Origin of the sequence: Actinoalloteichus hoggarensis, assembly GCF_002234535.1 — a bacterium.
GTDB lineage: Bacteria > Actinomycetota > Actinomycetes > Mycobacteriales > Pseudonocardiaceae > Actinoalloteichus_A > Actinoalloteichus_A hoggarensis.
Genome location: NZ_CP022521.1, coordinates 5,390,045 through 5,409,357 on the forward strand (window position 1 = coordinate 5,390,045; position 19,313 = coordinate 5,409,357).

The window sequence follows — 19,313 nt, forward strand, 5'->3', positions numbered from 1 at the left end:
CAGGGCCAGTCAACGACCGATGTCGCCGGAGGGTTCTGCGCAGATGAGCACGAGCATCACGACCATCCTGGTGTTCAGCCACCGCGCCGAGGTCCGCGAGGCGATCATGACGGCCGTCGGACGCCGTCCCGCCGCCGACATCGGCCGGGTGCGCTACCTGGAGGCCGACGGGATCGCCGCCGTGCTGTCCATCGTCGACGAGGGACAGGCCGACCTGCTGATCCTCGACGGCGAGGCGCAGCCGACCGGCGGCATGGGCATCTCCCGCCAGCTCAAGAACGAGATCGCCGACTGCCCGCCCATCGTCGTGGCCGTCCGCCGCAGGGACGACCGCTGGCTCGCGACCTGGTCGCAGGCCGACGCGGTGCTCGTGCACCCGCTCGACCCGCTGGCCGCGGCCGAGACCGTGGCCGAGGTGCTGCGGTCCACTCGGCTTCCCGTCACGAACGGCTGAAACGGATCTCGCGGATGCAGGAGAGCGCAGGATCGACCTCCCACACCTGGCCTGCGCTGCTCACGCGGCTGGTCACCGGGCACGATCTGAGCACGGAGAACACCGCCTGGGCCATGGACCAGGTGATGACCGGCCAGGCGACTCCCGCCCAGATCGCCGGGTTCGCGGTGGCGCTGCGCGCCAAGGGCGAGACGCCGAGCGAGATCCGGGGCATGGCCGACGCCATGCTCGCCCACGCTCGACTCATCCATCTGGACATGCGGGCGATGGACATCGTCGGCACCGGCGGTGACCGCTCCAACAGCGTCAACATCTCGACCATGGCCACCCTGGTCGTGGCGGCGGCGGGCGTGCCGGTGGTCAAGCACGGCAACCGGGCGTCGTCGTCCAGCTGCGGCACGGCGGACGTGCTGGAGGCCCTGGGCGTCGTCATCGACCTGCCGCCGGAGGGCGTGCGGGCCTCGGTGACCGAACTGGGCATCGGCTTCTGCTTCGCGCCCGTCTTCCATCCGGCCTACGCACGCGCGGCGGGTCCCAGGCGCGAGATCGGCATCCGCACCGCCTTCAATCTGCTCGGCCCGTTGACCAACCCCGGCAGGCCGCACGGCGGTCTCATCGGCTGCGCCGACTCTCGGACCGCCCCGGTGATGGCGCGGGTGTTCGCCGACCGCGGCCAGTCGGTACTGGTGGTGCGCGGGGACGACGGCCTGGACGAGCTGACCACCACGACGACCTCCACGGCCTGGATGGTCCACGACGGTCGAGTCCGCCAGGTGACGGTGGACCCGACGGTGCTGGGCATCCCACTCTCGACCGCCGAGGACCTCCGAGGCGACGACGTCACGCACAACGCCGCCGTCGTCCGCGATCTGGTGACAGGCCGGACCGGCCCGATTCGCGATGCCGTGCTGCTCAACGCGGCGGGCGCGCTGGCCGCGCACCGGGGCTTCGACGGCGATCTCGACGACGTGCTGCGGGCGGGACTGGCCGAGGCCGCCAAGGCCGTCGACTCCGGCGCCGCCGCCGACCTGTTGGACCGATGGGCCGCTCGCTCCGTCCAGCTCCGCGACGAACTCGCCCGCTGAGCGGGTATCCGGCCGAGGCAGGCGGCGCAGGCTCGGCCGCGGACCGTTCCGGTCGCCACCGACCGCCGTGTCGGGTCGTCGACGTCGCCGGGCCGAGCCGCCGCCCCGACCTTCGTCTCGATCCTCCGTCTCGATCCGGTTCGCCCTCGACGTCGTCTCCAGGGCTCGCGGCCGTTCCGGGCCGGGCGCTTGACGGTGGCCGGGCGCTGTCTCGGGTCGGACGCTCGATCCGGCCGGACGCCGTCTCGGACGGGACGCTGTCGAGCCGGAGCCTTCCGCGGCGGGCGCTGTCGGGGCGTGCCTCGGTACGGCCTGCCCGCAGGGCGACGGACAGGTGGGGCGACCGCCGAGCCCTCGGCACGGCGCGCGGAGCTTCGGACGCGGCGCGCTGTCCGATGTCGACCGACACCGAGTCGTGGACCTCGTCGTGGGATCATCGCCGGTACTCGGCCGCCAACCGTCCCGTAGCGGGCGCTGAGCATGCCGAGGACGGGCCGACGGGCCCGTCTCGGCCCACGAGGGCGCGATCGCTCTCGACGGCGCTCACGATCGACTGAGGGCGCCGGCACGATACAGGCGAGTGCCGCGCGGCGGCCGGATCGCGATCCGTCGATCTCCGCGGCGCGGTCGCCGACGCCTCATGCGGGAGAACCGACGAGCCACGCCGTTCCGAGCCCCGCCATGCCGGCGCGCGGCGCGGCGGGCCGCCCCGGCGGACGGCACGCGCACGCGGCGGTGCGGACCCGGGCGCCGCAGCGGTGTTCATCCGGCTCGGCGGTGTGAACACGACTCGGCACCGCAGGCGAGGCCCGCGGTGCCGAGTGGCGAACAGCAGAGAAGTCAGTGCTTCTGCGGAGCGCGGTGGTACTCGAAGAGGAGCCCGCCGATGGTGAGGATCACGACCACCGTGGCACCGACCAGCATCCAGATGTGGAAGAACGCCAAGGACAGACCGACCAGGGCGCAGCCCGCCGCGAGGCCGAACGGCCAGTAGCTGCCGGGGCTGAAGAAGCCCAGTTCCCCCGCGCCGTCGCTGACCTCGGCCTCCGGGTCGTCCTCCGGACGCATCTCCATCCGCCGGGAGACGAATCGGAAGTAGGTGCCCACCAGCAGGGCGAGCCCGCCGGTGAGGACCAGGGCCGTGGTGCCGATCGGCTCCTGCGCCCAGAATCCGTAGACGATCGCGACGACGAAGGCGAACACCGCCGTGCCCTCGAAGATCCCCGCCTCGACCTTCATCGAGTCCTCACTCTCAGTACTTCTGCGTTCCGGCCCGGTCCTGCGGCGTTCTTAGTTCTGCTCGCGAGTGCTGGCCTCGCGGGCGGTGCGGTCCGTGTTGAACGGATGCGTCGTGACCGCCTCCGGCGCGCACAGCTCGCCGCAGTCCATCTCGGTCAGCGCCTGGGAGGCCGTGTAGAGGTCGCCGGTCTCCGGGTTCTCCCGCACGCGCAGATCCATGAACTCGTCGTACAGGTCGCCGGGCAGCGCGCGGACCTCGAAGTTCATCATCGAGTGATAGGTGCCGCACAGCTCGGCGCATCGACCGACGAACGCGCCCGGCTGGTCGATCACGTTCTGGAACACGTTGTCCTGGTTGTTCTTCTCCGGATGCGGGAACGTGTCGCGCTTGAAGTGGAACTCCGGGACGAAGAACGAGTGGATGACGTCGTTGGACCGCACCTCGTACTGGATGACCTGGTCCGTCGGGACCACCAGCAGGGGGATCTCGTCGCTGCTGCCCAGGGTGCTCACCGGGTCGCCGTCGGGCGTGATCTCGTCCAGGTGACGGAACTCCCAGTTCCACTGGAAGGCGACCACTTCGACGGTGACGTCGGGATCCTCCTCCTGCGCGAGCACGTAGTTCTGCGTCGTCGCGGTGAAGTAGAAGAGGACGGTCACCATCACCAGCGGGATGACGGTGTAGACCAGTTCCAACGGAACGTTGTACTGAGTCTGGCGGGGCATCTCGTCACCGCGCTTGCGGTGGAACACCACCGACCAGAGGATCAGGCCCCAGACCAGGACGCCGACGAGCAGCGCCGCGATCACCGACCATGTCCACAGGTTGCGCATCTGATCGGCCTGGGGGGTGGCTCCCTCCGGCCAGCCGAAGCGAAGCACATCGCTCGCGGAGCAGCCGGTGGTTGCCAGGGCTACCAGGCCGAACGATCCACCCAGCTTCGCCAGCCGCGTTGCCTTCTGGCCCACTGCTCGACGCCTCCTTGATCAGGCTCACCGCCTCGACGCCATCGCGGGGGACGCCATCGAGGTCGACACTTCAGCCGTGCCGCCGCATTCCGAGCGGAAGAGTAGCCCAGCAACTTGTGACCGGCCGCTTCGGGGTGAGTCGACAGCACATCCGCCGGACCGGGTCATACTGATCTGGAGCCGAGAAGCCAAGCAGGGACGGAAGGTGCTCGAGTAGCGTGTGTGGGCTATTGGGACTGGTCTGCCCGACCGAGAACGACGCCATGGCGGCTCGCGCCTCCGTCGGCAGAGCGCTGACCTGTCAGCGACACAGAGGGCCGGACGAGTCGGAGACGTGGCAGAAGGACGAGGCCGTCTTCGGCTTCAACCGCCTCTCGATCATCGACGTCGAGCACTCGCATCAGCCGTTGACCTGGGGTCCGCCGGAGGCTCCTGAGCGATACACCATCATCTTCAACGGCGAGATCTACAACTATCTCGAGCTGCGCGCGGAGCTGGCCCAGCGCCACGGCGCCCGCTTCACCACCGACGGCGACACCGAGTCGATCGTGGCGGCGTACCACTACCTCGGGCAGTCCATGATCCGCAAGCTGCGAGGAATGTTCGCGTTCCTGATCTGGGACTCCGAGAAGCAGCTGATCTTCGGCGGTCGGGACCCCTTCGGGATCAAGCCGCTCTACTACGCGACGGGTCCGCACGGCGCCGCGTTCTCCAGCGAGAAGAAGAGCCTGCTCGACCTGTCCGGGACGCTCGGTCAGCAGCCCGCCCTCAACCGCAGCGGCCTCCAGTACTACCTGACGCTCCAGTACGTGCCGGAGCCCGCCACGCTGCACCACGGCATTCGTCGCATCGAGTCGGGCACCTCCTTCACCGTCGAGCCCGGCGGCCAGCCGGTCATGCAGCGCTACTTCTCGCCCACCTTCACCCCGAGGCCGGTGAGCGGCCCCACCGAGCAGGCCCGGCTGTACCAGCAGATCACCGACGTGATGCGGGACTCGGTCGCCAAGCACATGCGGGCCGACGTCACCGTCGGATCGTTCCTCTCCGGCGGCATCGACTCCACGGCCATCGCGGCCCTGGCCAAGGAGCACAACCCCGACCTGATCACCTTCACCACCGGATTCGAACGCCAGGGCTACTCGGAGGTCGACGTCGCCGCCGAGTCCGCCGCGGCCCTCGGGGTCAAGCACGTGGTCCGCACCGTCTCCCCCGAAGAGATGATGGAGCACCTGCCGCTGATCGTCTGGTATCTCGACGACCCGGTGGCCGACCCGGCGCTGGTCCCCCTGTGGTTCATCGCCCGCGAGGCGCGGCAGCACGTCAAGGTGGTGCTCTCCGGCGAGGGCGCCGACGAGCTGTTCGGCGGCTACACGATCTACCGCGAGCCGCTGTCGCTGGCGCCGTTCGACCGGGTGCCCGGCGGACTGCGACGGATCATGGGCAAGGTCTCCACCCACATCCCGGAGGGCGTGCGCGGCAAGGACCTGCTCCGCCGAGGCTCGCTGTCGCTGGAGGAGCGCTACTACGGCAACGCCCGGATCTTCCGGGACGACCAGCTCCGCCGGGTGCTCAACACCTTCGACCCGGCCGTGTCGCACACCGACATCACCGCGCGCGCCTACCGCGAGTCGGAGGGCTGGGACCCGGTGACGCGGATGCAGTACGTGGACATGTTCACCTGGCTGCGAGGCGACATCCTCGCCAAGGCCGACAAGGTCACCATGGCCAACTCGCTGGAGCTGCGGGTGCCCTTCCTGGACGCCGAGGTGTTCAAGGTCGCCGCGCAGATCCCGCAGTCGGAGAAGATCACCAAGGAGACGACCAAGTTCGCACTGCGGCAGGCGTTGCGCGACGTCGTCCCCGCGCACGTCCTCAACCGGCGCAAGCTCGGCTTCCCGGTACCGCTGCGCCTGTGGCTCAAGGACGAGATGTACGGCTGGGCCCGCGACATCATCCAGCGGTCCGACACCGCCGCGCTGATCGACAAGAACGCCGCGCTGGTCCTGTTGGAGGAGCACAAGGCGGGCACCCTGGACCACAGCAGGCGGATCTGGGCGCTGCTGGTCTTCATGATCTGGCACGGGATCTTCATCGAGAACCGCATCAACCCGATCATCCCGGAGCCGCACTACCCGGTGAAGCTCTGAGCGACGGCGGGCCCGGCACCCGCCGCTGGGGTCGGCTCCGCCGACACCGGACCGCCCGACGGTCGCACGCGGAGGCGGGGCAGGCGTTCCCTGGTGACCACGGGTGCGCCTGCCCCGCCTTCGGCGTCGTTCAGCGCCGCACGAGCGGCGTCAGCTCCTCGGCTGCCGCCGAACCGTAGGCCGCCTCGGCACGGGCGAGGGCCGCGTCCGGGTCCAGCGTCCACTCCTGGGTGCCGACCGTCTCGAGGATGTGCACGGCGATCAGCGAGCCCAGCTGCGCCGCACGCTCCAGACCGAGCCCGGCGGAGCGGGCCGCGAGGAAACCGGCGCGGAAGCCGTCGCCGACGCCCGTCGGGTCGACCTTCGCCGTCTCGGGCACGGCCGCCACGTGCAGCGGCTCGATGTCCCGACCGACGATCTCCACGCCCTTCTCACCAAGGGTGGTGACCCGCATCTCCACCCTGGACAGGATCTCCTGCTCGCTCCAGCCGGACTTCTGCAGCAGCAGACCCCACTCGTAGTCGTTGGAGAACAGGTAGCGGGCGTCGTCGATCAGGTCCCGCACCTGCTCGCCGTCCATCCTGGCGAGCTGCTGCGAGGGGTCGGCCGCGAAGGGCAGGCCGCGCTGGCGGCACTCCCGCGTGTGCCGGACCATCGCCTCGGGATCGTTCGGGCTGATGAGCACCAGTTCCAGCCCGCCCGCACGCTCGGCGACGGGCGCGAGCTCGATGTTGCGGGCCTCGGCCATCGCTCCGGCGTAGAAGGAGGCGATCTGACACATGTCCTCGTCGGTGGTGCAGACGAAGCGGGCGGTGTGCGCCAGCTCCGAGACGTGCACCCCGGTGCAGTCCACGTCGTGCCGCTCCAACCACGAGCGGTAGTCGGCGAAGTCGGAGCCCACCGCGCCGACCAGCAGGGGCCGGGCACCCAGCACACCCATCCCGAAGGCGATGTTGGCGGCGATCCCGCCACGTCTGATGACCAGGTCGTCGACGAGGAAGCTTAACGAGACCCGGTCGAGCTGTTCCTTGATGAGCTGGTCGGCGAACCTCCCCGGAAAGTGCATCAGATGGTCTGTGGCGATGCTTCCCGTCACAGCAACAGGCACGTCCTGCACACCTCGCTCGTCTTGAAGAGCCCACCGGGCTGGTCACCTCGACGCATCGGGCCCGAAGGACACGTCGAAGCAGGACAACCCTGCCATGAGACGAGCTGATCGGTCTCGAAGTCCGAGCGAGGAAGACTACCGGCTGGTAAGGGTGCGGGCGGCGGCAGACCGACCTACCGTCGAGGTCATGGACCGTAGGAGGACCGACGCCACGAGGCCGGGTTCCACCGAGCCCGACTCACTGCCCCAGCTCATCCGGGACTGCCGGGCGCTGCCCGCCCGGTTCACCGCCGAGCGGACCCGGCGCGCCTCGGCCGCCCCACGACCCGCGAGCCTGCGCATCGACCGGGCATGCCGGGAGCAGCTGGGCGGACTCGACGACTACGGCACCTGAGGCAGGCGCACGCCGGGTCGGCCTGGCCCGGGCACCCACGGGTCCCGCCGGACCTCCTCCAGCCGTCGCGCCTTCTCCGATCGTCGGCGACCGTCGTTCGAGGGTGCGGGACGGGCGTCGGCGCGGCTCGGCCGTCGACAGGGCCTCCCGCGGGCGAGCGCCGCGGCGTCGTCGGCGTCGCCACGTCGTCGGCACGGTGCGGCCGACCCGCCGCGCCGGGGACTTCGGGTCCGGGGCGTCTGCGACGCGGCCTGCTTCGACCACGGACGCCGCCGGGCGATCCGCTCACCCGGCCGGGGACGCCGCGCGCATCACGCATGGCGTGCCCGGCCCGGAGCGCGGAAGGGCAGGCGGACCCCGGAGGAGACGCCTGCCGGTGCGGGTGACCGAGTGTCAGTGGAAGGAGTCGCCGCAGGCGCAGGAGCCGCCCGCGTTCGGGTTGTCGATGGTGAAGCCCTGCTTCTCGATGGTGTCCACGAAGTCGATCACGGTGTCCTGGATGTACGGGGCGCTCATGCGGTCGACGACGAGGCCGATGCCGTTGAAGTCCACCCGTGCGTCGCCGTCGAGGGAGCGCTCGTCGAAGAACAGCTGGTAGCGGAGTCCCGCACAGCCGCCCGGCTGCACCGCGATCCGCAGGTGCATGTCGTCGCGGCCCTCCTGGTCGAGCAGCGCCTTGGCCTTCGCCGCGGCGGCGTCGCTGAGCTTCACGCCGTGTGCCGGCGCGTCAGTCTGCACGTCGATCCCAATGTCCTGGCCGGTCATGGCTCTCCTCAAGTCCCAACTTGCCCGTACCGACTCGCCTAACGCGAGCAGGCAGCGGGATATTCCCGACTGCCCCGCCCGATGCGGTACGAGTCCGAGTCGACTCGCCCCGCGGCGTGCGGCGCACCCTCGACGGTAGTCGCTGTCAGCCGGTGCTCCACTGACGGGCGACGTCGGCGGCCAGCGCCGTGAGCGTGCCCGCCGGGTCGGCGAAGGCCGCGTCGACCGATCCGGCGTGCTCGGCCACCGCGTAGGAACGCTCCACCCCGGCGGCGGCGGCCTCCCGACGCCCGACCGAGACCTGGCCTGCCAGCACCAGGCACGGCAGACCGCGCTCCGCCGCGCCGCGGGCCACCGCCGTGACGAGCTTCCCGCGCAGCGACTGCCAGTCGAAGCTGCCCTCGCCGGTCACCGCCAGGTCCGCGGCGTTCAGCGCGTCGTCGAGCCCGGTGAGCCGCCGCACCAGCTCGGCGCCGGACTCGACGCTCGCGCCCAGCGCGAGCAGCCCCGCGCCGAGGCCGCCCGCGGCGCCCGCCGACGGCACGGCACGCACGTCCCGACCGGTCGCGGTCGCCAGGACGTCCGCCCAGACGGTCAGCGCCGCGTCCAGCGCGGCCACCGCCGCCGCGTCGGCGCCCTTCTGCGGGCCGAAGACGTGGGCGGCGCCGTGCTCGCCGAGCAGCGGGTGTTCGACGTCGGAGGCGGCGACCAGGATCAGATCGCCCAGCGCGGCCTCGCCTGCCAGGGCCGCGCAGTCCCGCAGCGCGGCGCCGCCGTCGGCGAGCACCCGACCCGCGACGTCGACCGGCACCGCGCCGAGCGCGGCCAGCATCCCGGCGCCGCCGTCGGTGCAGGCCGATCCGCCCAGCCCGATCACGACTCGACGGGCTCCGGCGTCACGGGCGGCCGCGATCAGTTCGCCGACGCCCCGGCTGGTGGCGCGCACCGCCGAGGCCGGGTCGCGGCCGGGGACGAGATGCAGTCCACAGGCCTGCGCGGCCTCCAGGTAGGCGGTGTCGCCGTCGTCGCCGGGGACCGTCAGCCACTCGGCGGTCACCGGCTCGCCGAGCGGACCGGTCACCTCGGATCGACGCACGGTGCCGCCGAGGGCGACGGCGAGCACCTCGACGAAGCCGGGCCCGCCGTCGGCCAGCGGCCGGATCGCAAGCTCGTCGCCGGGCGCGCCGCGTCGCCAGCCCGCCGCGATGGCTTCCGCCGCCTCGCGTGCCGTCAACGTGCCGCCGAAACAGTCAGGTGCCACCAGGATGCGCATGCCCACAGAGCCTAGCGAGCGGCGGGGCCTTCGCCTGCGACGTCACGGCGACTTTCCTCGGCCCGAACGGGCCGTTCCCCCGGCGTGTCGGGTGGGGGGCGGGCGGTGATCGGTGCGCGGGCGGGCCGTGGTCGGTGGCGGTCAGCGGCCGGTGGCGGCCGGCAGTCAGTGGCGGACAGCGGCCGGTCGCGGACAGCGGCCGCCCTGGGAGAGGTACGGCAGGCGGAGTGGTGGAACTGCGCCGCTCAAGGCCGGATGCGCGGGGTGGCCTGCCACTCCGACCCGCCGCACCGGATCGGCCCGACCGGGCCCGGCGCCTGCCGCGCCGCGAGCCCGTCGACCGTCGGCGCCGTCGGCCCCGCGCGCGTCGACGGGGCCGCGGGGCGGTCGGGGTCGAGGCGGGGCGGGCGGACTCGTGCCGCCGAGCCGCCGTCCCCCGCGTTCCCGCGGCATTCCTGCCGCATTCCTGCCGCGCCCACGAGGCGAGAGCGGCCTCCTTTACTCTGGTGGCGTGAGGTTCCTTCGCCGCAATACGAGTGACACCGTGTCGACCGACGCCGCCGAATCGGTGGCGACCGTGCAGGACACGGCGGCGGAGACACGCCCCAAGGGCTACACACCCGCCAAGGGCCGCCCCACGCCCTCCCGTCGGGAGGCCGAGGGCAAGCGGCGGGGCCCGGTGTCGGCCCCGAAGAATCAGCGCGAGGCCGTCCAGCGGATGCGGGGCACCAAGGAGGACCGGCGCAAGGCGGGCGCCGAACGGCGTGAGCGGATGATGTCCGGCGACGACCGGTACCTGCTGCCGCGTGACCGGGGCCCGGTGCGGGCCTACATCCGAGACCTGGTCGACTCCCGGCGCAACATCATGGGTCTGTTCATGCCCTTGGCGATCCTGGTGTTCGTCGCCATCCTGCTGCCCTCGGCGGCCGTCCAGCAGTACGCCAGCCTGGCGACCTCGCTGATGCTGATCACCATGATCTTCGAGGGCGTGATGCTCGGGCGGATGGTCACCAAGCGGGTCAGGGCGAGGTTCCCCGAGGCGCGGGACAAGGGCTTCGGCATCGGCTGGTACTGCTTCACGCGCGCCACGCAGATCCGCAAGCTGCGGGTGCCTCGGCCGAGGGTGACCTACACCGACGCGCCGAAGCTGTGGGCGGCCAAGCGCTGAGGCGACTGCGTCACATCGATCGTTACCCCGGCGAACGACCCTTAGGATCGTCCGTATGGAGTTCCGTCGTCTGGGCCGCAGCGGCCTGTCCATCAGTGAGATCTCGTACGGCAACTGGCTCACCCACGGCTCGCAGGTGGAGGAGGAGCGGGCGAAGGCGTGTGTGGAGGCCGCCATCGACGCGGGCATCACCACGTTCGACACCGCCGACGTCTACGCAGGCACCAAGGCCGAGTCGGTGCTGGGCCGCGCCCTCGCGGGCAAGCGCAGGCAGAGCCTGGAGATCTTCACCAAGGTCTACTGGCCGACCGGCCAGGGGCCGAACGACCGTGGCCTCGGCCGCAAGCACATCATCGAGTCCTGCAACGCATCGCTGGAGAGGCTTCAGACGGATTACGTCGACCTCTACCAGGCCCACCGGTTCGACAGGACCGTGCCGCTGGAGGAGACGTTCCTGGCCTTCTCCGACCTGGTCCGACAGGGCAAGGTGCTCTACATCGGCGTGTCCGAGTGGAATGCCGAGCAGATCGCCCGCGGTGCCGAGCTGGCCAGAGAGCTGAAGGTGCCGTTCATCTCGAACCAGCCGCAGTACTCGGCGCTGTGGCGGGTCATCGAGCCGCAGGTGGTGCCGACCTGTGAGCGCGAGGGCATCAGCCAGATCGTCTGGTCCCCGATCGCTCAGGGCGTCCTGACCGGCAAGTACCTGCCGGGCGAGCAGCCGCCCGCCGGATCGCGGGCCACCGACGAGGCGGGTGGCAAGATGATCTCCCGCTTCATGCGGGACGACGTGCTCGAGCGCGTGCAGCAGCTCAAGCCCGTGGCTGCCGATCTCGGGCTGTCCATGGCGGCGCTCGCGGTGGCCTGGGTGCTGCAGAACCAGAACGTGGCCTCGGCGATCATCGGCGCCTCCCGGCCCGAACAGGTCACGGAGAACGTCAAGGCGGCTGGCGTGACGCTGGACCAGGACGTCCTCGACAAGATCGACTCGATCCTCGGCGACGTCGTCGAGCGTGACCCGATGCTCACCGTCTCCCCCTGAGTGCCGGACCGGCCCGGACCTCGCCCGAACGGGCGGCGGTCCGGGCCTGCGCGCTTCGGCGTCGACTCGGGTCGACTCGGCGGCGGACGTGGCGGCCGATCGGCCTTCCGTCTTAGCCGATGCCTGCTCCGAACGTCCGGGCGGGCCCCTGGCCGCACCGATCGACCAGCCGGCTCAGTCCTCCGGGCTCAGGCTCATCGGCCCGTAGACGTCGGCTCCGTTGTGCACCAGGGTCACCTGCTCGACGCCCGCCTCGGCCAGTTCCGGCCACTGGTCCTCGAACCAGCGCTCCGCGGCGGTCTGCTCCGCGAAGCCGATCTGCGGTCCGGGAATCTCGCGACCGGCCCCGTCGTGATATCGCCAGTGATAGGCCATCGGAACTCCTCGTCGTCCTCGGGGTTCTGGCGTCGCCGCCCCATCGTGACCAGCCTGTCAGACCCGGCGGCCCGCCGACCCCGGAGACGTCCGATACTTCGCGGTGGCAACCGCACCGACGATCCGGCCGGGAAGTCGGGCGCGGTCGACCTGCCCGGTGACGCACGGCGACGACAGGCCGCGACGGCCGTACGCCGACCGAGGACGCCCGCGACGAAGGACTCAGATGACCCCCGTGCAGTCGAACACCGTGCGGTCGACCACCGGCCGCCGGAGCCTGATCCTCGGCGGCGCCCGTTCCGGGAAGTCGGCCCACGCCGAGGGACTGCTGCCCGCCGACGAGCCCGCCGTCTACCTGGCGACCGGCCGCCGTGACCCCGCCGACGCGGACTGGACCGCGCGGATCGCCGCCCACGAACGACGACGCCCCGAGTCCTGGCGAACCGTGGAGGTGACCGCGGCCGCCGAGCTGCCCACCCGACTCGCCGAGCTGCGCGCGGGCTCGGACGCGGCGCTGATCGATGATCTGGCGACCTGGCTGACGGGCCTGTTCGACGACCACGACGTCTGGTCCGGCTCGCAGGCGGGCTGGATGCAGGCCCGCGCCCGACTGGACGGACTGGTGGCCGCCGTCGCGGAACACGATCGACGGCTGGTGATCGTCTCCGCGGAGGTCGGCCTGGGTGTCGTCCCCGCCACCCGCTCTGGCAGGCTCTTCCGCGACGAACTCGGCGCGCTCAACGCACGGCTGGCCGACGTCTGCGACGAGGTGTGTCTGCTCGTCGCCGGACTGCCGCTGCGGCTGCGGTGACGGGCCCGACGAAAGGCAGGACGTGAGCACGGTAGACGCCGACGGATCGAAGGCAGCGTTCCCCGCGATCACGCCGCCGGACGAGCAGGCCCGCAGGCAGGCGGTGGCCCGGCACGCGCAGCTCACCAAGCCCGCCGGTTCCCTCGGCAGGCTGGAGGAGCTGGGCGTGTGGATCGCGTCCTGCCAGGGCCTCTGCCCGCCCCGGCCGTTCAGCAGGCCCAGGGTGGTCGTGTTCGCGGGCGATCACGGTGTCGCCGCCGAGGGCGTCTCCGCCTATCCGAGCGAGGTCACCGGCCAGATGGTCGCGAACTTCCTCACCGGCGGGGCCGCGGTCAACGTGGCGGCGACCAACGCGGGCGCCACCGTCCGGGTCGTCGACATCGCGGTGGCGGGCGACACTCCGGAGCTGATCGCGTCACACAAGGTCCGGCGCGGCTCGGGCGCGGTGAACCGGGAGGACGCGCTGACCGAGGCGGAGACGGCCGCGGCGCTCGCGGCGGGCCGGGCGATCGCCGACGAGGAGATCGACGGCGGAGCCGATCTGCTGATCGCCGGGGACATGGGCATCGGCAACACCACCCCGGCCTCGATCCTCATCGCCGCCCTCACCGACACCGAGCCGGTGGCCGTCGTCGGGCGCGGCACCGGCATCGACGACGCGGGCTGGATGCGCAAGACCGTGGTGATCCGTGACGCCCTGCGTCGAGCCCGGCCGGTCGCGAGTGACCCGTCGGCGCTGCTGCGGGTCGCGGGCGGCGCCGATCTGGCGGCGATCGCCGGCTTCCTCGCCCAGGCCGCCGTGCGTCGGACGCCGGTGCTGCTGGACGGCCTGATCGTCGGCGCGGCGGCGTTGATCGCCGAGGAGCTGGCACCGGGTGCGCGCCACTGGTGGGTGGCCGCCCACCGCTCGGCGGAGCCGGGGCACGCACTGGTTTTGAACCAGCTCGACCTCGATCCGCTGTTGGACCTGGGCCTGCGGCTCGGCGAGGGCTCCGGTGCGTTGGCGGCGCTGCCGTTGCTGACCCTCGCCACTCGCGTGCTGACCGAGATGGCCACCTTCGACGAGGCCGGGGTGACCGGCACGGCCTGAGCGAGGATGGCGGGCGGTCACGGTGTTCGGCGAACCCGACGCCGGCGTCGGTCCACGGCGTCGTCGTCGCGGCGCGCCGATCCGGATCCGGTGCGCGGGCCCTGGCCGGGCACGCGACTCGCCGAGCCGACCTCGCTGTGTCCGCCGATGCTCGCCAGGCGGTCGGAGCGCGTCGGGCCTGCTCACAAGACGACGGCCCACCGAGTCATGAGCGCCGGACAGGACGGCGCCGCGACACTCCGACGGCCGGGGCACGGACGGCCGGGGCACGGAGAGACGGGGCACGGAGAGACGGCAGAACGGGGAGCGGCGACATGGGCGGTGGACTGCGGCTGGCGCTGAGCTGGCTCACCGTGCTGCCGGTGCCGACCACGGTCGTCGACGCCCGCACCGCCCGACACGCGATCACGCTGGCGCCGCTGGTGGGCGGCCTGCTCGGGCTGCTGGGCGCGGGCGTGCTGCTCGGACTCGCCGCCGTCGGGGTGCCGTCGGCGGCCGTCGGACTGCTCGTGGTGGGCTTCCTCGCCCTGGCCACGCGCGGCATGCACCTGGACGGCCTGGCCGACACGGCCGACGGACTCGGGTGCTACGGGCCGCGGGAGCGCGCGCTGGCGGTGATGCGCGACGGCGGCGCGGGCCCGTTCGCCGTCGTCACCCTCGTCGTCGCCCTGGGGGTGCAGGCGGCGGCCCTGGCGGCGCTGGCCGAGGCGGGCGCCTGGCACGTCCTCCCCGTGGCGCTCGCGGCGGGCCGAGCGGCCTTCGTCTGGTGTGCGCGACGCGGAGTGCCCGCCGCGCGGCCGGACGGGCTCGGCGCGCTGGTCGCGGGCGGACAACGCCGATCGGTCGCGCTGGGCTGGTGGGCGGTGATCCTGATCGCGGCGGCCGCGACGGCGCCGCAGAGCCCCTGGGCGCCCGCGATCGGGGTGGCCGCCGCCTTCGGCGCGGTGGCCGTCCTCTCTCGACACACCACTCGACGTTTCGGCGGGATGACCGGCGACGTCCTCGGCGCGGCCTGCGAGACGGCGGTGACCATCGTCCTGGTCGCCGCTGCCGCCGCGCACTGAGCGGACCGCCCGGCTCGGCGGCGAGCGACGACCTCGCCGAGTCCCCGAGTCCCCGCAGCCTGCGGACCGGGACGCGGAAGACCCGGCAGTCGTACCGGTCCTAGACGTCCGCCGCGACGCCGGACCCCGGCGCCTGTCCGCCGCAACGCCGAACCGCCCCGACGTCCGAGTAGACGCCGCCCGCCGGATCACGCCCGTCTATCCCCGCCGCCCGCCGAACCGCGCCGACAAACCGGATCGCGCCGGCCCGCCGAATCGCCCCGACGACCGGATCACCCCGACGACCGGAGCGGTTCAGCCGAGGCCGTGCATCCAGCCGTGGTCGTCGGGAGCCGTGCCCCGCTGGATCGCGACCAGGGCGTCCCGCAGCCGTTGAGTCACCTCGCCGGTCGTGCCGTCGCCGATGACGAAGCCGCCGCCCTCGTACTTGGCGCCGCCGACCGGAGTGATCACCGCCGCCGTGCCGCAGGCGAACACCTCGGTGATCTCGCCCGCGGCGACGTCGGCCTCCCACTCCTCGACCGAGATCCGACGCTCCTCGGTCCGGTAGCCGAGGTCGCGGGCCAGCCGCAGCAGCGAGTCCCTGGTGATGCCCGGCAACAGCGTCCCGGTGAGCTCCGGGGTCACGATGGTCGCGTCCGCCCCGGAACCCCGGACGAAGCAGAGGTTCATGCCGCCCATCTCCTCGACCCAGCGGCGCTCCACCGCGTCGAGCCACACCACCTGATCGCAGCCCTGTTCGGCGGCCTGGGCCTGGGCGAGCAGGGAGGCCGCGTAGTTGCCTGCGAACTTGGCGGCCCCGGTCCCGCCGGGGGCGGCGCGGACGAACTCGGTGCTCAGCCACACGGTGACCGGGCTGAGCCCGCCCGCGAAATAGGCGCCCGCCGGCGAGGCGATCAGCAGGTAGACGTAGTCGACCGCGGGTCGGACGCCGAGGCCGACCTCCGTGGCGAACAGGAACGGTCGGAGGTACAGCGACTCCTCGGCGTGCTCGGGCACCCAGCGTCGATCCACCGCGACCAGTTCCCGCAACGAGCCCAGGAACAGCTCGTCGGGCAGCTCCGGCATCGCCAGCCTGCGGGCGGAGGCCCGGAAGCGGGCCGCGTTGTCCGCCGGCCGGAAGCTCGCCACGGTGCCGTCCGGCTGTCGGTATGCCTTGAGGCCTTCGAAGATGGCCTGGCCGTAGTGCAGGACCATCGCCGCCGGGTCGATCTCGAAGGGCGCGTACGGCAGCACTCCCGCCTCGTGCCAGCCGCGATCCGCGCTCCAGTCGACGCGCACCATGTGGTCGGTGAAGTGCCGACCGAAGCCGGGGTTCGCGAGTACCTCGGCGATGCGTTCCGGCGTGGCGGGGCTCGGATTCAGGGTCCGGGAGAAAGGCAACACCGAGGTCATGCTGGCAGCCTAATACTCCGTCCGTGCTCCGAGCATCGCCTCCCCAAATGTTGGACGTCCGACATCTTTCCGCGCCGATCGGCCGGGCCCGCGGGCGGCTCGGCCACGAACGGACCGACGCAGGCCGGCCCCGGACGCGCCGGGAGAAGCCGGATCGCCCCCGGGGTCGACGAGACGCGTCATCGCACGTGGGACTCCACGAACGGCGGGGCGACGACCTCGCACGGCAGCGGCCTGCCCCGGACGTCGACGACGACCTCCGCTCCGAGTTCCACCCCCGCCGCGGTGTCCAGCAGCGCCAGGGCGATGCCGGTCTTGAGCGTCGGCGAGAACGTGCCGGAGGTCGTCCGACCGACGGCGGCGCCGTCGCCGTCGCGCACCGTCATGTCGGCACGCGGCACTCCTCTGCCCAGCGCACGCAGCCCGCGCAGCCGCCGAGCGGGCCCCGTCTTCTTCTCGGCGAACAGCGCGTCCCGGCCCCAGAACACGTCCTTCTTCCAGCCGACGGCCCAGCTCGCGGAGCCCTGCAGCGGGCTGATCTCCGTCGAGAGCTCGTGGCCGTGCAGGGCGTATCCCATCTCGGTGCGCAGGGTGTCCCTGGCCCCCAGCCCGCAGACCCGCCCGCCGACGGCGGCGACCTCGACGGACAGCGCCTCCCACAACGCGGGCGTGTCGGACCAGGTCGGCACCAGTTCATAGCCGTGCTCCCCGGTGTACCCGGTACGGCAGACGCGCACCGTCGTGTCGCGCCACCGGGCGTCGACGAACGCCATGTAGTCCAGGTCCGCGGGGAGTCCCAACGCACGGAGCACGTCCGCCGAGCGCGGGCCCTGCACCGCGAGGACGCCGAAGTGCTCGTGCTGCCCGGTCACGGTGACACCGTCCGGGGCGGCCCGACTCAGCAGGCGCACGACCTCCGCCGTGTTGGCGGCGTTCGGCACCAGGAACACCTCGTCGTCGCCGACGAGGTAGGCGATGAGGTCGTCCACGACCCCGCCGTCCTCCGTGCAGCACAGCGTGTACTGGGCCCGGCCCGCCGAGATCCGGCGCAGGTCGTTGCTGAGACACGTGTTGACGAACTCCGCGGCGCCGGGCCCGGCGACGGTGGCCTTGCCCAGGTGGGAGACGTCGAAGATGCCCACGGAGTCCCGGACGGCGCCGTGCTCGGCGACGACCCCGCCGCCGCCGTACTGGATCGGCATCTCCCAGCCCCCGAACGGGGCGAAGACGGCGTTGCGCGACTCGTGGGCCCGGTGCAGCGGACCACGGCGCGATTCTGGCTTCGATGACTCGTCGCTCTGGCTCACGATCGCGGAGGCTACCGCCACCGTCTCGCGGAGAGGGCGAGCGCGCAGCCGCCCGCGGCCAGGATGACGGCGGTGCCTGCCAGCGCCGCCACCGGCAGGCTCATCGCGAGGATCACCGAGGCGAACATCCCCGTGCAGCCGCGCCGCGCCGAGGCGAGGTCCTGTTCGCCCGCGACCAGCCTGGCCGCGGCGTTCAGGAAGGCGTAATGAATGAGCAGCAGGCAGCAGCCCAGGGCCAGGGCGGCCGCCGGGTCGAACAGCAGGACGACGGCACCGGCGGCGAGACCGATGACGAGTTCGACCGCCCAGGTCGGCTCCGCCGATCCGAAACGGCTCGGCGAAGAAGGCCATCGCACGTCGCCCTCCGCGATCGCCACCCGCATCGCGTCCCGTGCCGAGGACAGCGCGGCGATCACCGGCGGCAGCAGCGCGGCCAGGACGGCGAGTCCGACGAGCGTGGCCAGGGGCGCCGCGTCGGCGGCGACGACGAGGTCGAGCAGCGGCGTCGGCGAGAGCCCGAACCGGTGGGGTCCCAGTTGATGCCATCCCGCGAAGGCCACCACCAGCACCAGGCCTGTCGAGACGAACAGAGCGACGATCATCGGCGCGGTCGCGGCGCGGCCGACGCGGTCGCCGCGGGTGGTGAATCGTTCGAAACCGCAGAAGGCGAGGAAGGTCATGGCCGCCGCCTCCGCCACTCCGCTGATGTCGACGGCCGGCGCGGGCGCCGCGGGTGACGGCGCGGGTTCCAGGGCGACGGCGGCGGCCACCACGATCGCCAGCACACCGATGACGAAGATCGGCAGCAGCCCGAGTCCCCGAGGCCTGGGCAGCCGCGCGATCAGCAGTGTCGTCGCCACCGCGATCACCAGCGGCCCCGCCCATGATCGCCCGCTCCAGAGATGGTCGGCGAGGACGCCCGCGATGCCCGCGGCCAGGATCAGCTGGCCGCTCAGGAAGGCGACGCCGCTGAGCCGCGCGGGCCACACGCCGAGCTGTTCGCGCAGATCGAGGTGGGTCCCGTCCCGGTGCGCCCTGCGGTCATCGGTCTTCGGGGCCTCGGCGTGGGAGTCCGTGCCCGCGGCGTCGACGTGGGAGTCGTGGCCGTGGCCACGCGCCGCGGCCACGACCGCGGAGGACGACACGGTGCACCAGGCGGCGAGGAGCGCGACCGCCACGGCCGGCGGCAGCCAGGGACCCGCCGCCGCGACACCCAGGGCCGGGACGAGGAAGACGCCGACGCCGAGCAGACAGCCGAGGGCGACGACTGCGGAGCCGAGCGACCGCAGCGGCGACGAGAGTCGATCATGCGTCAACGGTCGCGTCACCTCTACACCGTTCCAGAGATCACTCTCGGCGGGTAGCCGCCCGATCGTGGCAGCCAGCCCTACCCAACGTAGTCGGCACGGTCGCGCGACGGACGCCGTGTCCCGCCGGCACGGCGCGGTGGGACCCGTCCGGCCCTCGCAGGCGTCGGCCGGTGTCACCCCGTGTCGCGCGGGGGACTTGTCGCTCGGATGCCGGACCGCTCAGCGGTCGTCGCTCGGAGGCCGGTGTCACTCGGAGGGCTCGACCGCCGCCGGGCACCGTCCACCCCGCCGCCCTGACCGGCGCGCCGTCCGCCGCGGCG

The 19,313-nt window shown here is 72.4% G+C and carries 18 protein-coding genes; 9 read left to right on the forward strand and 9 right to left on the reverse strand.

Annotation, left to right across the window (positions count from 1 at the left end):
* Nucleotides 1-43 precede the first annotated feature (43 nt).
* Together AHOG_RS23035 and trpD are read left to right on the forward strand one after the other, a co-directional pair.
* Nucleotides 44-454 carry a hypothetical protein gene (locus AHOG_RS23035; protein ID WP_093943206.1) on the forward strand — a complete coding sequence of 137 codons (411 nt, stop codon included), beginning with the start codon at nt 44-46 and terminating at the stop codon, nt 452-454.
* 14 nt (nt 455-468) lie between these two features.
* Complete coding sequence (gene trpD / locus AHOG_RS23040; RefSeq protein WP_093943207.1) at nt 469-1,539, forward strand: anthranilate phosphoribosyltransferase; 1,071 nt, start codon at nt 469-471, stop codon at nt 1,537-1,539.
* Between the two features lie 840 nt (nt 1,540-2,379).
* Here trpD and AHOG_RS23045 read toward each other — a convergent pair.
* Entirely contained in the window at nt 2,380-2,778 is a 399-nt protein-coding gene (locus AHOG_RS23045) for a cytochrome c oxidase subunit 4 (protein WP_093943208.1), read from the reverse strand.
* Nucleotides 2,779-2,829: 51 nt separating this feature from the next.
* On the reverse strand, nt 2,830-3,747 hold the full coding sequence (ctaC, locus tag AHOG_RS23050) for an aa3-type cytochrome oxidase subunit II (protein ID WP_093943209.1): 918 nt from the start codon (nt 3,745-3,747) through the stop codon (nt 2,830-2,832).
* A gap of 218 nt (nt 3,748-3,965) precedes the next feature.
* On the opposite strand from ctaC, the gene asnB reads away from it, so the two are divergent.
* Nucleotides 3,966-5,894: an asparagine synthase (glutamine-hydrolyzing) gene (gene asnB, locus AHOG_RS23055; RefSeq protein ID WP_093943210.1), complete on the forward strand. Its 1,929-nt coding sequence runs from the start codon at nt 3,966-3,968 to the stop codon at nt 5,892-5,894.
* A gap of 130 nt (nt 5,895-6,024) precedes the next feature.
* Here the strand turns inward: asnB and AHOG_RS23060 are convergent, their stop codons facing one another.
* Complete coding sequence (locus AHOG_RS23060) at nt 6,025-6,960, reverse strand: carbohydrate kinase family protein (RefSeq protein WP_093944723.1); 936 nt, start codon at nt 6,958-6,960, stop codon at nt 6,025-6,027.
* Between the two features lie 229 nt (nt 6,961-7,189).
* Here AHOG_RS23060 and AHOG_RS23065 point away from each other — a divergent pair, with 229 nt between their 5' ends.
* Nucleotides 7,190-7,396 carry a hypothetical protein gene (locus AHOG_RS23065; RefSeq protein ID WP_093943211.1) on the forward strand — a complete coding sequence of 69 codons (207 nt, stop codon included), beginning with the start codon at nt 7,190-7,192 and terminating at the stop codon, nt 7,394-7,396.
* A gap of 393 nt (nt 7,397-7,789) precedes the next feature.
* On the opposite strand, the gene AHOG_RS23070 is transcribed toward AHOG_RS23065, so the two are convergent.
* Both AHOG_RS23070 and AHOG_RS23075 read right to left on the reverse strand, forming a co-directional pair.
* Complete coding sequence (locus tag AHOG_RS23070) at nt 7,790-8,161, reverse strand: HesB/IscA family protein (protein WP_093943212.1); 372 nt, start codon at nt 8,159-8,161, stop codon at nt 7,790-7,792.
* A gap of 145 nt (nt 8,162-8,306) precedes the next feature.
* Complete coding sequence (locus AHOG_RS23075; RefSeq protein WP_093944724.1) at nt 8,307-9,434, reverse strand: glycerate kinase family protein; 1,128 nt, start codon at nt 9,432-9,434, stop codon at nt 8,307-8,309.
* Nucleotides 9,435-9,945: 511 nt separating this feature from the next.
* On the opposite strand from AHOG_RS23075, the gene AHOG_RS23080 reads away from it, so the two are divergent.
* The gene (locus AHOG_RS23080; protein WP_093943213.1) at nt 9,946-10,602 is read left to right on the forward strand and encodes a DUF3043 domain-containing protein; all 657 of its coding nucleotides are present in this window, start codon (nt 9,946-9,948) and stop codon (nt 10,600-10,602) included.
* A gap of 55 nt (nt 10,603-10,657) precedes the next feature.
* On the forward strand, nt 10,658-11,641 hold the full coding sequence (locus AHOG_RS23085) for an aldo/keto reductase family protein (protein ID WP_093943214.1): 984 nt from the start codon (nt 10,658-10,660) through the stop codon (nt 11,639-11,641).
* A 174-nt stretch (nt 11,642-11,815) separates the two neighbouring features.
* On the opposite strand, the gene AHOG_RS23090 is transcribed toward AHOG_RS23085, so the two are convergent.
* A complete protein-coding gene (locus AHOG_RS23090) occupies nt 11,816-12,016 on the reverse strand; it encodes a hypothetical protein (RefSeq protein WP_093943215.1) in 201 nt (66 codons plus the stop codon).
* 226 nt (nt 12,017-12,242) lie between these two features.
* On the opposite strand from AHOG_RS23090, the gene AHOG_RS23095 reads away from it, so the two are divergent.
* The 3 genes from AHOG_RS23095 to cobS all read left to right on the forward strand — a co-directional run bounded on the left by AHOG_RS23095 (nt 12,243) and on the right by cobS (nt 14,981).
* The gene (locus tag AHOG_RS23095) at nt 12,243-12,827 is read left to right on the forward strand and encodes a bifunctional adenosylcobinamide kinase/adenosylcobinamide-phosphate guanylyltransferase (RefSeq protein WP_093944725.1); all 585 of its coding nucleotides are present in this window, start codon (nt 12,243-12,245) and stop codon (nt 12,825-12,827) included.
* A gap of 22 nt (nt 12,828-12,849) precedes the next feature.
* Entirely contained in the window at nt 12,850-13,917 is a 1,068-nt protein-coding gene (gene cobT / locus AHOG_RS23100; protein WP_093943216.1) for a nicotinate-nucleotide--dimethylbenzimidazole phosphoribosyltransferase, read from the forward strand.
* A gap of 314 nt (nt 13,918-14,231) precedes the next feature.
* On the forward strand, nt 14,232-14,981 hold the full coding sequence (gene cobS, locus AHOG_RS23105; protein ID WP_093943217.1) for an adenosylcobinamide-GDP ribazoletransferase: 750 nt from the start codon (nt 14,232-14,234) through the stop codon (nt 14,979-14,981).
* Nucleotides 14,982-15,275: 294 nt separating this feature from the next.
* Here the strand turns inward: cobS and AHOG_RS23110 are convergent, their stop codons facing one another.
* The 3 genes from AHOG_RS23110 to AHOG_RS30135 all read right to left on the reverse strand — a co-directional run bounded on the left by AHOG_RS23110 (nt 15,276) and on the right by AHOG_RS30135 (nt 19,011).
* On the reverse strand, nt 15,276-16,376 hold the full coding sequence (locus AHOG_RS23110) for a branched-chain amino acid aminotransferase (protein WP_093943218.1): 1,101 nt from the start codon (nt 16,374-16,376) through the stop codon (nt 15,276-15,278).
* Between the two features lie 179 nt (nt 16,377-16,555).
* Nucleotides 16,556-17,683: a glycine cleavage system aminomethyltransferase GcvT gene (gene gcvT, locus AHOG_RS23115; protein ID WP_245856403.1), complete on the reverse strand. Its 1,128-nt coding sequence runs from the start codon at nt 17,681-17,683 to the stop codon at nt 16,556-16,558.
* Nucleotides 17,684-17,694: 11 nt separating this feature from the next.
* A complete protein-coding gene (locus AHOG_RS30135; RefSeq protein ID WP_245856404.1) occupies nt 17,695-19,011 on the reverse strand; it encodes an APC family permease in 1,317 nt (438 codons plus the stop codon).
* Nucleotides 19,012-19,313 lie beyond the last annotated feature (302 nt).